This is a genomic window from Parvibaculum sp. (genome assembly GCF_002684405.1).
Taxonomy (GTDB): domain Bacteria; phylum Pseudomonadota; class Alphaproteobacteria; order Parvibaculales; family Parvibaculaceae; genus Parvibaculum.
Genome location: NZ_NYVD01000005.1, coordinates 1 through 14,013, shown reverse-complemented (window position 1 = coordinate 14,013; position 14,013 = coordinate 1). Strand labels below are relative to the sequence as shown.

Sequence of the window (14,013 nt, the reverse complement as noted above, 5' to 3'; positions counted from 1 at the left end):
TCGAAACCAATACGCTTGAACCAGTAATGCAGGCCAAGCAGATCGGTGAAGCCCATGCCGCCATGAACCTCTGTCGCGGTGCGCGCGACGAAGCGGCCCACTTCCGACAAATGGCTCTTGGCATGACATGCCATGAGGCGCGCGTCGCCCGGCACCTCGTCCAGCGCATGGGCCGCATACCACACCAGCGAACGCGATGGTTCGAGAGCGGCCGCCATCTCGGCGCAGAGGTGTTTCACGGCCTGAAACGACCCGATCACACGACCGAACTGCTTGCGCTCTCCCGCATAAGCAACTGCTTTCTCGATCATCATCTGACCCGCGCCGAGGGTGTCGGAAGCAAGCATGACCCTACCTGCATCTATCACCCGCGCAACCGCGTCGGCGCTGGATCGAGGCAAGGGCTCAGCCGAGACCTGGTCGAAAACAAGTTCGCCAACCGATCGGGTCTTGTCGATGGTGTCGAGCGCCCGCCGCGACAAACCCTTCGCGCCGGGCAAAACGAGATGAAGTCCATGGTCGCTGTCGGCCACGATGTAGAGATCGGCCTCAGCCCAGTCGATTACGAAGAGGGCCTTGCCCGTGAGCGTTCCCTTCCCGGCTTTCACGCCGGCATCTTCGCGGACGCCGATGCTTTCCGTGACGGCCACGCCTGCGATAATCTCGCCTGCGGCGATCTTCGGCAGCCACTTTTCCTGCTGGGCCTCGCTGCCTGCAAGCATCAGCGCGAGCGGCGCCATGACGGCGGTCCCAAGGAAAGGCAGCGGCGCCACATACCGACCGAACATCTCGTAAACGATCGCCGCGTCGAGAAACCCAAGACCCATGCCGCCAAAATCTTCCGGAATCAGCATTCCAGGGATACCCAGTTCGCTGGCGCCCGCCCACAGGGACCGCTGAACAGTATGCGTGTTCCCGGCGGCAAGGCGCACCTTGTCAAGCGGCGAATTCTGTTCAAGAAAACGGCGGACGCTGTCCTGCAACAGGCGCTGCTCTTCCGACAATGCAAATTCCATCGGATAAATTCCTATTTTGCCAGCTTCGGTTCGCGCGGCATTCCAAGCCCACGTTCCGAAATAATGTTTTTCTGAATCTGCGCCGTGCCGCCGCCGATGATGAGCCCAAGCTGAAACATGTATCCCCACTGCCACGAGCCGTGGCTACGCAGATAGGGGCTGTCGTCGTAGAGAACGCCAAGCTCTCCCATGACGTCGATCGCGAGCGCCGATATTTGATGGGTAAGTTCGCAGGACTGAAGCTTCACGATCAGACGCGCCAAGCCGGGATCCTCACCCTTGCTGGCGCTGGTCAGCAGCCGGAGCCCATTGAACTTCATGGCAGCAAGTTCTGCCTGAAGCCTTACCAGGCGGTCCCGGAAAATTGGATTGTCGATGGCCCGCTGCCCGTCGACAGTCTCCTCGTGCATCAGATCGACAAGGGCCTGGAACCTGGTTTCCATAGCGGCCGGATCGCCCAGCATTCCGCGTTCGTGTTTCAGCGTTGCGTTGGCGACGAACCACCCCTGCCCGCGCTGGCCGACGATCTGCGTCTTCGGCACGCGCACATCGGTGAAGAAGACTTCGTTAAATTCGGCATGGCCCGTCATGGTGGTGAGCGGACGGACTTCGATGCCGGGCGTCTTCATCGAGAAAATCAGATAGGAAATGCCTTCATGCTTCGGCTTGTCGGGCTCGGTGCGCACCAGGCAGAAGATCATGTCTGCCTCATGCGCGGTGCTGGTCCAGATCTTCTGGCCGTTGATGACGAAATCGTCGCCATCGACAGTCGCCCTTGTCTGAAGGCTGGCGAGGTCCGAACCGGAACCAGGCTCGGAATATCCCTGGCACCAGACCACCTCGCCGCGAAGCGTCGGCTTCACCCATTTTTTCTTCTGCTCCTCGGTGCCAAGCTCGAGAAGCGTCGGCACCAGCATGGAGATACCCTGGTTCTGCAACGCCGAAGGAACACGAGCAGCGGAAAATTCCTCCGCGATGATGCGCGATTCGAGAATATCCGGCTTTGCACCATAGCCTCCGTAGTCTTTCGGAATCGTCCGCGCGGCATAGCCGTGCTGGATCAGCAGTTGCTGCCAGGAACAGGCTTCGGGAGACGGGCGCCCGGCAGCACCGAGACCCTTAGGCGCCTGACTCTTGTATTTCGTCAGGAACGCCCTGACCTCTTCCCGGAAGGCCTCGTATTTGGGGCCATATGCCAGATCCATTTTCGATCTCCGATGCGTAGATGCGATTGGCTTTGCTTTTATTTCGGCGCAGGTTTGAAACACGGAAGCATGAATCCGTCGCCGATATCCCTGAAGACAAGGACCACAGGCATGTCCAGTTCAACTGCCTCCGGGTCGCAGTCGAGCAAGCGCGTCGCCATGCGGACGCCTTCTTCCAATTCCGCGACCGCAGCTATGTAGGGCACGTCGCGTGCGAAAGCCGGATGAAAGGGCTGGTAGGTCACCGTCCAGGAAAAAATGCGCCCGCGCCCGCTGCTCGGCATCCACTCGTAATCCGGCGAACCGCATTTTGCGCACATGTAGCGCGGAAGGAACCGCCAGGTATCACAATGGCTGCACTGCTGAAACCGCAGGACGCTGTCCTGGCAAAGCTTCCAGAACTCCGCGTCGACCGGATCGACGGTCGCGGGCTGAGGATATTTCGGTTGCTCAATTTCCATTTTTACCTCCTCAAAATCGCGAGGCTGCCATCGCCGAGATCGCCCCATCCGGTCACGAGTCCGATTTCGGCATCCGGAATTTGCCGCTTGCCCGCATCGCCGCGCAATTGGCGGGTCGCCTCAAGCACATGATTGAGGCCCCACACATGCGCCTCGCTCAAAAGCCCGCCATGCGTATTGAGCGGGAACTTGCCGCCGAGCTCGATCTGTCCATCCTTGACGAAATCGAGTGCGCCACCCGGCTCGAAATAACCCAGGGCTTCGAGCTGGAGCAGCACGACATAGGTGAAACAGTCGTAGACCTGCAGAAAGTCCATGTCCTTCGGTGTCACGCCGGCCATGGCGAAAGCGCGTGGCGCGGCGTAGCTCAAACCGATCTTGAAAGGATCCGGCCGTGACGGAATATCGTCGGCAGGATAAGGATGGCCCTCGGCCGCGCCGGAGATATAGACCGGCCTGTGAGGCAAGTCCTTCGCCCGCTCGGCGCTCGTCACCACGACGGCGCAGGCCCCATCCGTCTCGAGACAGCAATCGAATAAACGGAACGGCGAGGACACCATGCGCGACCGCATGTAATCGTCCATCGTCATCGGTTGACCGCAGGTCAGGGCGCGGTCGTTGAGTTGGGCATGCTTGCGGCACGCCATCGCAATCCAACCCGTCGCCTCGGGGCCAACATTGTAAAGTTTCGAGTGCCGCGTCGCGAGCCAAGCATACATCTGCACCGGCAACAGAACGCCATAGGGGAGATAGTAACCCCGGATGGTCGAGGTCAGCGTGTTCATGTTCATTGGCCGGCTTGGCGGCACCCCCGCTTTTGGACGCAGCGCCGAGTAGCCATTCCAGCCGAGCGTGACCAGCACGTTGTCGCAGATACCGGAGGCCACGGCCATGGCGGCATTCTGCAACGCCGTAGTCGGGCTCGCGCCTCCCATGTTGACCGTCGATGCATATCGCAGCACATCGACGCCAAGGTTGGCGGCCAGTTCCTCCGAGGTTGTATAGACGGGCGGCGGCACCATGCCGTCGATGTCCCCAGGCTTCAGCCCCGCATCCGCGATGGCCCGCCTGGCGGCGTCTAGCATCATGGCCACGGCCGTCTGGTCCGACCCTTTTACATAGCCGGTCTCGCCGATCCCGACGATCGCAGCCTTGTCGCTGAAATTCTTCACGAAACTGCCCTCATCATCATTGCCCAGGCACGCAGCCTTTTCGTTGATCCGCCGCACACCTTCCGTAGAAAATATTCTGTAGACAGATCAAGTCGCCGGAATGAGACAGGAATGGACGGATTCCCGCCCCTCGATCTGGCGCGCCAGCGTCTTGATCGCCAGTTCAGCTTCCTCAAGCTCGAAATTATGAGTGTGCATGAGCTCAAGAGGATATTTGCGGCGCTCGATCATCTCGATCGCCTTCTTGTATCCCGACGACGTAACGCCGATCGCGCCCTTGATGGTGATTTCCTTCATGACGATAAGGTCGGACACAAAATCGGAGACAGGCTTGAATCCCTTGACGCCGGCAAGGACGACCGTTCCGCCCATACGGACACAATCCAGGGCTTCACGGACCGGCTGAGTCGCGTAGGACGTAACCTCAACTATGACGTCCGCGCCCTTTCCGTTTGTCAACGCCCGCACGCGATCGACAACATTTTCGTTCTGCACGTCGATGATGTGATCGGCGCCCAGAGCAAGCGCCATCTGGAGCTTTTTTGAATCGGCCGCAAGCCCCGTGACTATGATCTTTCCCGCGCCGGCTTCACGTGCGGCAACGACGCTCGCAAGCCCGCGCTGTCCGGGTCCAAAAATCAAAACGGTATCGCCAACCTGCGTCTGCGGAATCTCGACCGCCCAGCGGAAGCCCGCACCCAGCGGATTGAACATGACCGCCAGTTCCGCCGGAAGGTTCTTGTCCATCTTGTGAAGGATCGTGTTGGGCGCGAGGTACATATATTGCGAATAGGCGCCCCAGAGGCCCGGTGACTCCGTGAGCGGAATATATGAGTAGATCTGGCGGCGGTCGCAGAGGTGATAATGCCCGCCGACACAGGTGTCGCAGCAATGGCACGACAACATCGTCTCGATGGCGACCCGATCACCAACATCGACGCCCCAGCGCCTGGCGGCCTTGTCGCCAATTGCCTCGATAATCCCGAGAGGTTCGTGGCCCGGAATCACCGGCATCGGAGTCTGCAAGACCCCTTCGTATTGTTCGTAGTCGCTGCCGCAAATGCCGCAGGCTTCGATGCGAAGGATGGCGCTGTCGTCGGCGATCTGGGGGATCGGCAAATCTCGGGCTTCGAGTTTGCGCGGAGCCGTCTGCACCATCGCCATCGATTTTTTCGGCAACATTTTCAACTCCCTGCTTGGTGTCGGCACCGACGACGCGTCGATAACACATATATATTTTTTTATCCTTGTATGTGTTATAAAGATTCAAACGTAGAATGCGAAGCCCTAAACTTCCGCTTCGCAAAATTTCGGGGAGGACAAAATAATAATGACCGATGAAACGCCCAGGGTTCCCCTGCTGTCGATAGCGGAAGCGGCGACCGCAGCCGCGAAAGCCGGCATATCCGAACAAATGGCGCCACTCAGCGTATTCAGGGTCTTGCTCCGCCATCCCGATGTAGCGCGCGAGCTTGCCTCGACGCTGAACACCCTGCTTTTCCAGGGCAACAAGCTCGATGCAAGACTGCGCGAACTCATCATCATGCGTATCGGCTGGAAGACGAAATCGCTCTATGAATGGACACAGCATTGGCGGGTCGCCCGCATGCTGGACATTCCGGAGGCGGATCTGGTCGCCACGCGGGACTGGAAAAACGCTTCCTGCCTGTCCGACGCCGACCGTGCCATTCTCGCCGCGACCGACGAGACGCTCGACGGCGGCATGATTTCGGACGCCACCTGGACTGCCTGTGCGGCACACCTGAAAACGGTAGAAGAACGGATCGAACTGGTTGTTGCCATCGGAAACTGGACGCTTTTCTCGCAACTACTCAAAAGCCTGAAGATTCCGCTTGAGGATGGCGTCGTCGCCTGGCCACCGGACGGCAAGAAACCTTGAGCGGACGAGAAATGACAATTGCGGAACAGGATTACGATAATGAGCGGGAAAAAGGCGATTTCGAAGGATCTGGTCGGCATGACGTTTCCGGCCGTCGATGTGGAATGGTCCGACAAGGACACGATGCTCTATGCACTCGGCGTCGGCGCTCGACCCGCCGATGGGCTTGATTTCATTTATGAAGGCAGAGGACCGAAAGTTCTGCCGACCTACGCCGTCATCCCCGGCGGGCGAGGGCTCGCAGGGCTGATGAGCGGCGTCGAGATGAAGTTGGAAATGCTGCTGCATGGCGAGCAATCCGTCGAGTTGCTGCGTCCCCTGCCCTCATCGGCCAAGGTCAAGATAACGGCGCGCGTTTCCGAGGTTTGGGACAAAGGCAAGGCGGCCGTTATCGGAGTTGAGAGTACAGGTTCCGACGAGAAGGGCCCCCTCTTCAAAACTCACGCGACGCTATTTGTACGCGGCGCCGGTGGATTCGGCGGAGAGCGCGGCCCTGCGAGCGTCGACTCGACGCCGCCAGAGCGGACGCCTGACGCAGTGGTCGAGGATATGACGCGTCCCGAGCAAGGGGCAATCTACCGCCTCTCGGGCGACCGCAATCCGATCCACATCGATCCGGACTTCGCCAAACTGGGCGGCTTTGAAAAGCCCTTCGTTCACGGGCTTTGCACATATGGCTTTGTCGGTCGCGCGGTCCTGCGCGAGCTTTGCGGCAACGATCCCGCCCGTTTCAAATCTCTCAGCGGACGCTTTGCCGCTCAGGTCTATTTCGGCGACACCATTATAACGAAGATGTGGAAAACGGGCGACGGAGTCGCGATCGTGCAGGCCGAGACGCAAAACGGCAATGTCGTACTGTCTCAGGCCAAAGCAGAATTCAAGCCCTGACGGACGGAAATTGGTCGAAGTGAAAAAAACGCCAGATACATTTGTTCATCTGCTTGCCCCGCTCGATCTCGGGTTTACTGCGCTCAGAAACCGCGTGTTGATGGGATCGATGCACACCGGCCTCGAGGAGATGCAGGACGGTTTCGAGCGACAGGCCAAATTCTTCGCACGACGCGCAAAGGGCGGCGTCGGAATTCTTGTTACCGGCGGCATCTCGCCGAACAGGGCGGGAAGGCTTGCAGAGCGCGCGTCGGTCATGACCGAGGACCTCGTTGAGAGTCATCGTGTGATCACACGCGCTGTCCACGATGAGGGCGGAAAGATCGTTCTCCAGCTCCTGCATGCGGGGCGCTACGGTCGGCATGCCGAACTGGTGGCTCCCTCCGCAGTCAGGTCCCGCATCAATCCGCTTACGCCCCGCGCCCTGGGCGAAGATGAAATCCTCCAGACCATCGAGGATTTTGGCACCGCTGCGGCACTCGCACGCGAAGCCGGATATGACGGCGTTGAAGTCATGGGTTCGGAGGGCTATTTTCTCAATCAGTTCACCGCAGCGCGTACAAATCAGCGTACAGATGGCTGGGGCGGTTCGGCGGAGAACCGGCGTCGCTTACCGGTTGAGGTCGTCGGGCGTGTCCGCAAGCGTTGCGGACCGGACTTCATTATCGCTTACCGGATATCCGTTCTCGATCTTGTCGAGGGGGGCAATTCCTGGCCGGACGTCGCCGCCCTCGCAAAAGATGTCGAGGCAAGCGGAGCAAACATCCTCAATACCGGCATAGGCTGGCATGAATCGCGTGTGCCGACGATCGCTCATATGGTGCCGCGCGGAGCTTTCACCTGGGCGATCAAGCGGCTCAAGGCGGAAGTCGCGATACCCGTGGTCGCGTCCAACCGGATCAATACGCCGGAGCAAGCGGAGCAACTGATTGCAGACGGACAAGCCGACATGGTTTCGCTCGCGCGTCCACTATTGGCCGATCCCGATTTTGTTGCGAAAGCGGCATCGGGCGCATCGTCGAAAATCAATACTTGCATCGGTTGCAATCAGGCCTGCCTCGACAACGCCTTCACCGGACGGCTGACGACCTGCATGGTCAACCCTGCGGCATGCCGGGAAGTCGAATTCAAGATTGTACCAGCGACCCGAGGAAAATGCATTGCGGTCCTTGGCGGCGGCCCGGCGGGTCTTGCCTGCGCGGTAACGGCGGCCGAACGTGGCCACAAGGTTGCGCTATTCGAAGCCGACATCGATATCGGCGGTCAATTCAATCTGGCACGGCGGATTCCCGGCAAGGAGGATTATGCCGAGACTATCCGCTATTTCAGGAACCGGCTCGACGAACTGGGCGTCGAGGTCCGTTGCGGCCGACCGGCTTCACTCGCCGACCTGGAGAGCGGGGGATTTGACGAAATCGTCGTCGCAACCGGCGTTCGCCCGCGCCATCTCGACGTTCCAGGTGCGGATCACCCATCGGTTATGACCTATGTAGAGGCAATCACGGACACCGCACGCGTCGGTGCCGAGGTTGCCATTGTCGGTGCCGGCGGCATAGGCTTCGACGTGGCGACGCTCCTGTCTCATCCGCACGGCCCGCACGATCCGTCGCATCCCGATGTCGAGGGATTTTCCTCCGAGTGGGGAATCGACTTGAGCTATACGCAGCCAGGCGCTTTGCTGCCGGCCAATCATCAATGGTCTTCATCGCGCAAGATTCATCTTCTCCAGCGCAAGCCGCGTGCCAGCTTCGGTGCCAGCCTGAGCAAGACCAGGGGATGGGCGAATTTTCTGGAGGTGATGTTCCGCGGCGTTACGATGACCGGCGATGTAACCTATCGGAAGATCGACGATGCCGGGCTCCACATCGAGGCAGGCGGCAAGCCGCAGACGTTGAAAGTCGACACGATTGTCGTCTGCGCCGGACAGGAATCGGCGGACGATGCGTTGTCATTGGCGCGGTCCCTGGGCAAACCCGTTCACGCAATCGGCGGTGTCGACAAGCCTCAACAACTCGATGCTGTGAGGGCGATCGAAGATGGCATGCGCCTCGCGCTCTCTCTCTGAGGAAGCAAACGAAAAACGAGGCGCGGAAGAGACCATATAAATCAGAGTTGTCGCCATGAACGCTAATGTCCTCAAATCCGAACAGCCCTCGGCTGCAACGGTAAAATCCGCGACCCGTGTTCTGGAGATTTTCGAGTATTTCGACGAAGTAAGACGCCCGGTGACGATTCAAGACGTAGCGCAGGCGCTGAGTTATCCTCATTCCAGCACCGCCGCCCTTCTGAAAAGCCTCGTGAGCCTCGGCTATCTGGAGCACGACGACCGGGGCAAAACTTTTTTTCCAAGCATCCGGATATCTCTGCTGGGAAACTGGGTGGAAGCCGAGGCGTTACCGATCCGGAATGTCCAGCGCCTTATGAGACGGCTTTCGGCCGATACGGGATGCACGATCATCCTCGCTGCGCGTCTAGGGGCTTATGCTCAATATGTGAAGGTGATTCAAGGTACGTCGCCCATCCGCTTCCATGTCAAGCCAAGCACCAAGCGAATGCTCGCTTTTTCGACGATTGGCCGCGTTCTGCTGAGCGAACTTCCGTTGCCCGAAGCGAGACGTCTGATTCATGATGCCCTTGCCGCCATGCCAGAGCGGCGGGAATCGATGCAGGAGATCGAAGACGAACTGCAAAGAATCAGAAAACGCGGCCTTGCGCTTTACAGCGATCTCGTGACGCCGGGAGCGACCATGCTGGCAATGCCCATTCCGATGGGTCCGTCCGGACGCTCGGTCGCGATCGGGATAGCCGCTCCCAACGAGTATTTTCGCAATCGTAAACTACCGTTCACGGCGTTACTGAAAAACGCTATCGCCGAGCACATATCACAAAACGGGCAAGGCTTTAAGGAGACTGTAGACGACGAGGACCAACTTGAAATCGACGACGATACAGCGCCATAATCATCCGAGCTTTGTATCCAGGAAGCTGGCCATCTCGTCGATCGCCGCGCGGCCTTCGCTCAAGACCGGCGCAAACCAGTGCCAGACATGAATCATCTCCGGCCAGACATGGAGATCGACGGATACGCCGGCCTCTTTCAATCTATCGGCCAATAAGTGGCTATCCGAGAGCAAAACCTCCGAACTGCCTACCTGAATCAGGAATGGCGGCAATCCATTGAGATCGGCGTATACGGGCGATGCCAGAGGCGCCCTGCGCGGGGTTGAAGTTCCCAGATAGGCCGCCGTCCACAGCTCAAGATCGGCATGGCGCACCATCGGGTCCACATTCGCTTTCGCGCCATAAGAGGCACCTTTATTTTCAAGATTGGCCCACGGCGAAATACAAACGGCCGCAGCCGGAAGTCTGAGACCGGCATCGCGCGCCGCCAGAAGCACGGCAACCGTCAGGCCGCCGCCGGCTGAATCTCCCGCCACAGCGAGCTTCGCCGGGTCGACGCCCGTCTCGGTCAACCAGCGATAAGCAGCAAGCGCATCATCGACCGCCGCCGGAAATGGATGCTCTGGAGACCGCCTGTAGTCGATCAGCAGAACCCGGCCTTTCAGGGCAAGAGCTGCGCGCGCCGCAAGATGGCGATGCGAGTCGAGAGAACCAAGCGCATAGCCTCCTCCATGCAGATAGAGCAAAACCAACTTGCCAGCACCGGCAGTCGGCGCCAGCCATTCGCCAGGAACCCTGCCGGCGGAAACCGGCGTGACCGTCACACCTTCGGGAAGACCGAACGCCTTGCCAGCCTCGTCATACGAGGTACGAAAATCCTCAAGAGAACGAGCCTCCCCGGTCACAAGGCCAGCAAGCAGCTGACGAACGACAGCAAGTTCCTCAAGACTCATTTTTCACGTCCTCCTCAGGCTGCTGCGCCATGGCGCAATAGACGGCCCGGCAAACGACCTTCGGCGCCCAACACATCGACGCCATTGCGCCGGATCAATGTCCCGTTGACGACGACGGCTGAAATGCCCGAGGCATCGGAAATCAGCCGGTCTTCGCCAGCAGGCAGGTCATAGACCCTGCGAAGGGAACTTGCGCCAACCGTTTCGGCGTCGAAGATCAGGACATCGGCGGGCATTCCCACAGCGAGGCGACCACGATCCTTGATGCCGAACACCTCGGCGGGCCGCGATGTCAGCATCCGGACCGCCTCCTCCAGCGTCAAAACGCGCTTTTCACGGACCCANCTNCCGAGAAGATGCGTGGAAAAACATGCATCGCAGAGTTGGCTCGCATGCGCGCCNGCGTCCGAGAGGCCNAGCACCGTGCAGGANTCGCGCAGCAACGTNGCCACNTCNTCTTCGTCNGCGTTNGCGACAGGCAGGCGNAACCGNGTNTGCAGATCGCTTTGAATCGAGAGNTCCAACGCAAGATCNATNGAGTTGCATCCGAGTTCCGCTGCNACGTCGCGCACCAGCCGTTCCGCGAACTCCGGCCGATCCGGACAATAAGCGATGACCGCCTTGTCCCACGCATTGAGAATCGGACCACGCATCGCGTCCCGGAATCCCGCCCGGAAAGAGTTGTCGGCGTAAAGCCTCAGTTTTTCCGCGCGGTCGGCTTTGTTCACCGGCGCGAAGACCGGCATGCTCTGAAACAGAAACGGCTGATCGAATCGAAATTCAAAATTGAGTGGCCTGCAGGTGACCTGCGGAAATACCGCGTAACCAGCCGACTGAAGTTCGTTTGAGCGCGCCAACTGCTCGGCTGCGGAGCCGACATTCAGCACCCCGCCACCGCCCAGCAACGCCGTCCAACTGACATGGCGACCGGAAACGCGGTTCAATTCCGCGAATTCATCAAATGACAGTTCCTTGCCGACAGTCGCCTGTATCACGCCTTCGCCCGCCTCGCCCAGCGCCGACGCGATCTCCCGTATCTCGCTGAACGCCGCCAGCCGGCTTGGAACCGGCCTGCCCTCGTAGCCCACATGCGTCGGCGATTTCGATGTCGCGTAACCGAGCGCGCCCGCTTCGAGGCCCTCGCGCATCAGACTTTTCATATGCCTGACCTCCTCCGGCCGCGCCGCCCGTTCGGTGGATTCAGGCCCGAGGGCATAGAGACGAAGCGGCGTATGCCCCAGAAGAACGGCTACGTTAATCAACGTACCCTTCTTTTCCACGACGTCGAGATATTCGGGAAACGTCTCGAACCCCCATTCGTCGCCGAGACCGGCCTCCAGCGCCCTGACGCTCATGCCCTCGACATTTTCGAGCGTCCGCAGAATAAGGCCGCGGTGCTCCTTGCGCGTCGGTGCGATGCCGAACCCGCAATTGCCCACCACGACCGTCGTCACGCCGTGCCACGGCGAGATCGACAGATTCCTGTCCCACAGAAGCTGGGCATCGTAATGCGTATGTATATCGACGACGCCGGGGGCAACGACCTGCCCCCGGGCCTCGATAGTCGTCCTCGCCCCGGCGGGGGCCTGCCCCATCGCCACAACTTTGCCATCGCGAATACCGATGTCTCCGGCATAGCCCGGAGAGCCGGTGCCGTCGACAATGAATCCACCCACGATCTTCAGATCGTAGTCCATGAAAACGTCCTCCCCGTGAATCGAAAAAACCCGCGCCTTGACATCAGTATACGGATCGTCAAACGGCGAGCTTGTAGAGTTCAGCGACGTTGTCGTGGCATATCCAGTTGCGTTCCTGCTCGCTCAGATTTTTCGTGTGCTCTTCAAGCATTGCCTGCGACCAGGGCCAGGTCGAATCCGAATGCGGGAAATCGTTCGCCCACATCAGACGGCGGACATTACACATATCCTTCATCCTGAAGGCGACCCAGTCGTCCTGGAACGTCACATAGATGTTGTCGTTGAAATAGTCGCTCGGCATCCGCTTGAGCGGCGGCGCCTTCATCCAGTAGCGATGACGCTTGTAGGCATGGTCCATGCGATACATGTAGTGCGGAACCCAGCCCGCATCGGCCTCGACGCAGACAACCTTGAGGTCGGGGAAGCGATCGAAGACACCGCCGAATATGAAGGTGCCCATCACGTCCTGGCAGCCACGGATAATCGACAGGAAGCCGTTGATACGCGGACCCCGGACCTGCCCCGAAAGACTGTCCGATTTGCCGGTCAGGATGTGGAACGAGAGCGGCATGTCGCACTCGACAGCGGTCGCCCAGACCTTGTCGTATACAGTTGAATCATAATCCTCGACGGCGGGGTTTCCGGGCATCATCACACCCTTGAAGCCCATCTCCTTCGCATGCCTGATTTCCGCAACGCCATCTTCCGGCGATCGCATGGAAACCTGCGCAAGACCGTAAAGACGGTCGGGTGCCTCGGCGCAGTATTCCTGCAACCAACGATTATAAGCCTCGAAGCAGGCTTTCTTGTAGTCGAAGTCGGGATGGTTGCAGATCACCATTCCGACCGTCGGATAGATGAATTCGGCCGCAACGCCGTCCTTCTCCTGGTCCGCAACGCGGAACTTGGCGTCCCAGCCGCTCTTCCACAGGTCTTCGAAGGCGACGCCGTCTGTCGTGATCTCCGCCGAATCCTTGCCGGCGGCGGCCACCAGCCCCATCGGAACTGGAGACCCCATACCATCGACGATGAAAGCATCGCCAATCTTGTCGATCCGCTGAATGCGCGGCGCGCGATCGCGGAATTTGGGATCAATGTAATCAACATAGCAATGCGGCGGTTCGGTGATGTGCGAATCCGCGGATATGGGTTTCTTGATCATTGTCTCTCTCCCAGCGTCGCATTTGGTTTCAAGGGCGCGACTTTTAATTTGACAATCCCTGATCATAAATCTTCGCTGGCGGCACAACCCGAGTCCAGATAAATTATATTCATGCAATCAAAAACACATATCTGTTATTCAGGGGAGACGCGAACATGACGATGGAACCGGCCCTGCTCGAAAAAAAGGGCCATATCGCGCTGATCACGCTCAACCGCCCGGAAGCGCGCAACTCGTTCAGTCCGGAGATGTTGGTCAGGCTTGCCGGTCATTGGGAAGAGGTGCGCGACGACGCGAATATCCGCGTCGCCATCGTCACCGGCGCCGGAGACAAGGCGTTTTGTTCGGGCGCGGATCTCGGGCAACTCATCCCGCTCATAAATGGCGCACGCAAACCGCAAAACGAATGGGACCAGAAAATTCTGGACGATCCGAATATCCTGGCCAAAGGCCTGTTGCGCACATTCGATGTGACAAAGCCGGTCATCGCCGCGATCAACGGCTTTGCCGTCGCAGGCGGGATGGAGCTGGCGCAAGGAACCGACATGCGTATCGCCGCGGATACGGCAAAGCTCGGCGTGCAGGAAGTCAAATGGGCGATTTTTCCGGGCGGCGGCTCAACGGTGCGCCTTCCGCGCCAGATACCTTATGCAAGGGC

At 59.3% G+C, this 14,013-nt stretch carries 13 protein-coding genes; 5 read left to right on the top strand and 8 right to left on the bottom strand.

Going from position 1 to position 14,013, the window contains the following annotated elements; genetic code table 11:
- From CMI59_RS00655 to CMI59_RS00635, 5 genes are all read right to left on the bottom strand, one after another.
- Nucleotides 1-1,016: acyl-CoA dehydrogenase family protein (locus CMI59_RS00655; RefSeq protein ID WP_293323280.1), on the bottom strand; the 1,016-nt coding region annotated here is incomplete at its 3' end.
- A gap of 11 nt (nucleotides 1,017-1,027) precedes the next feature.
- Nucleotides 1,028-2,221: an acyl-CoA dehydrogenase family protein gene (locus CMI59_RS00650; RefSeq protein ID WP_293217662.1), complete on the bottom strand. Its 1,194-nt coding sequence runs from the start codon at nucleotides 2,219-2,221 to the stop codon at nucleotides 1,028-1,030.
- Nucleotides 2,222-2,259: 38 nt separating this feature from the next.
- Nucleotides 2,260-2,682, bottom strand: a complete 423-nt coding sequence (locus CMI59_RS00645; RefSeq protein WP_293323277.1) for a Zn-ribbon domain-containing OB-fold protein — start codon at nucleotides 2,680-2,682, stop codon at nucleotides 2,260-2,262.
- Between the two features lie 2 nt (nucleotides 2,683-2,684).
- The gene (locus tag CMI59_RS00640) at nucleotides 2,685-3,911 is read right to left on the bottom strand and encodes a transporter (RefSeq protein ID WP_244444463.1); all 1,227 of its coding nucleotides are present in this window, start codon (nucleotides 3,909-3,911) and stop codon (nucleotides 2,685-2,687) included.
- 30 nt (nucleotides 3,912-3,941) lie between these two features.
- Nucleotides 3,942-5,036: a zinc-binding dehydrogenase gene (locus tag CMI59_RS00635; protein ID WP_293323270.1), complete on the bottom strand. Its 1,095-nt coding sequence runs from the start codon at nucleotides 5,034-5,036 to the stop codon at nucleotides 3,942-3,944.
- Nucleotides 5,037-5,184: 148 nt separating this feature from the next.
- Between CMI59_RS00635 and CMI59_RS00630 the strand changes: the two genes are divergently transcribed.
- From CMI59_RS00630 to CMI59_RS00615, 4 genes are read left to right on the top strand one after another with little or no spacing between them, the layout of a single operon-like run.
- On the top strand, nucleotides 5,185-5,754 hold the full coding sequence (locus CMI59_RS00630) for a carboxymuconolactone decarboxylase family protein (RefSeq protein WP_293323267.1): 570 nt from the start codon (nucleotides 5,185-5,187) through the stop codon (nucleotides 5,752-5,754).
- A gap of 39 nt (nucleotides 5,755-5,793) precedes the next feature.
- Nucleotides 5,794-6,642, top strand: a complete 849-nt coding sequence (locus CMI59_RS00625; RefSeq protein WP_293323264.1) for a MaoC/PaaZ C-terminal domain-containing protein — start codon at nucleotides 5,794-5,796, stop codon at nucleotides 6,640-6,642.
- Between the two features lie 19 nt (nucleotides 6,643-6,661).
- Nucleotides 6,662-8,707, top strand: coding sequence for an NADPH-dependent 2,4-dienoyl-CoA reductase (locus tag CMI59_RS00620; protein WP_293323283.1), 2,046 nt, complete (start codon nucleotides 6,662-6,664; stop codon nucleotides 8,705-8,707).
- 55 nt (nucleotides 8,708-8,762) lie between these two features.
- Nucleotides 8,763-9,602: a helix-turn-helix domain-containing protein gene (locus CMI59_RS00615; protein ID WP_293323261.1), complete on the top strand. Its 840-nt coding sequence runs from the start codon at nucleotides 8,763-8,765 to the stop codon at nucleotides 9,600-9,602.
- On the opposite strand, the gene CMI59_RS00610 is transcribed toward CMI59_RS00615, so the two are convergent.
- The 3 genes from CMI59_RS00610 to CMI59_RS00600 form a co-directional block, all read right to left on the bottom strand.
- Nucleotides 9,603-10,496, bottom strand: a complete 894-nt coding sequence (locus CMI59_RS00610; RefSeq protein ID WP_293323258.1) for an alpha/beta hydrolase — start codon at nucleotides 10,494-10,496, stop codon at nucleotides 9,603-9,605.
- Between the two features lie 14 nt (nucleotides 10,497-10,510).
- Nucleotides 10,511-12,193, bottom strand: coding sequence for an amidohydrolase family protein (locus tag CMI59_RS00605; RefSeq protein ID WP_293323255.1), 1,683 nt, complete (start codon nucleotides 12,191-12,193; stop codon nucleotides 10,511-10,513).
- Between the two features lie 58 nt (nucleotides 12,194-12,251).
- A complete protein-coding gene (locus CMI59_RS00600; RefSeq protein ID WP_293323253.1) occupies nucleotides 12,252-13,355 on the bottom strand; it encodes an amidohydrolase family protein in 1,104 nt (367 codons plus the stop codon).
- A gap of 155 nt (nucleotides 13,356-13,510) precedes the next feature.
- On the opposite strand from CMI59_RS00600, the gene CMI59_RS00595 reads away from it, so the two are divergent.
- Nucleotides 13,511-14,013: enoyl-CoA hydratase-related protein (locus CMI59_RS00595; protein ID WP_293323250.1), on the top strand; the 503-nt coding region annotated here is incomplete at its 3' end.

Coding starts and splice junctions, on each gene's coding strand:
- CMI59_RS00650 (WP_293217662.1), bottom strand. CDS start 2,221: ATGGATCTGGCATATGGCCCCAAATACGAGGCCTTCCGGGAAGAGGTC.
- CMI59_RS00645 (WP_293323277.1), bottom strand. CDS start 2,682: ATGGAAATTGAGCAACCGAAATATCCTCAGCCCGCGACCGTCGATCCG.
- CMI59_RS00635 (WP_293323270.1), bottom strand. CDS start 5,036: ATGTTGCCGAAAAAATCGATGGCGATGGTGCAGACGGCTCCGCGCAAA.
- CMI59_RS00630 (WP_293323267.1), top strand. CDS start 5,185: ATGACCGATGAAACGCCCAGGGTTCCCCTGCTGTCGATAGCGGAAGCG.
- CMI59_RS00625 (WP_293323264.1), top strand. CDS start 5,794: ATGAGCGGGAAAAAGGCGATTTCGAAGGATCTGGTCGGCATGACGTTT.
- CMI59_RS00615 (WP_293323261.1), top strand. CDS start 8,763: ATGAACGCTAATGTCCTCAAATCCGAACAGCCCTCGGCTGCAACGGTA.
- CMI59_RS00610 (WP_293323258.1), bottom strand. CDS start 10,496: ATGAGTCTTGAGGAACTTGCTGTCGTTCGTCAGCTGCTTGCTGGCCTT.
- CMI59_RS00600 (WP_293323253.1), bottom strand. CDS start 13,355: ATGATCAAGAAACCCATATCCGCGGATTCGCACATCACCGAACCGCCG.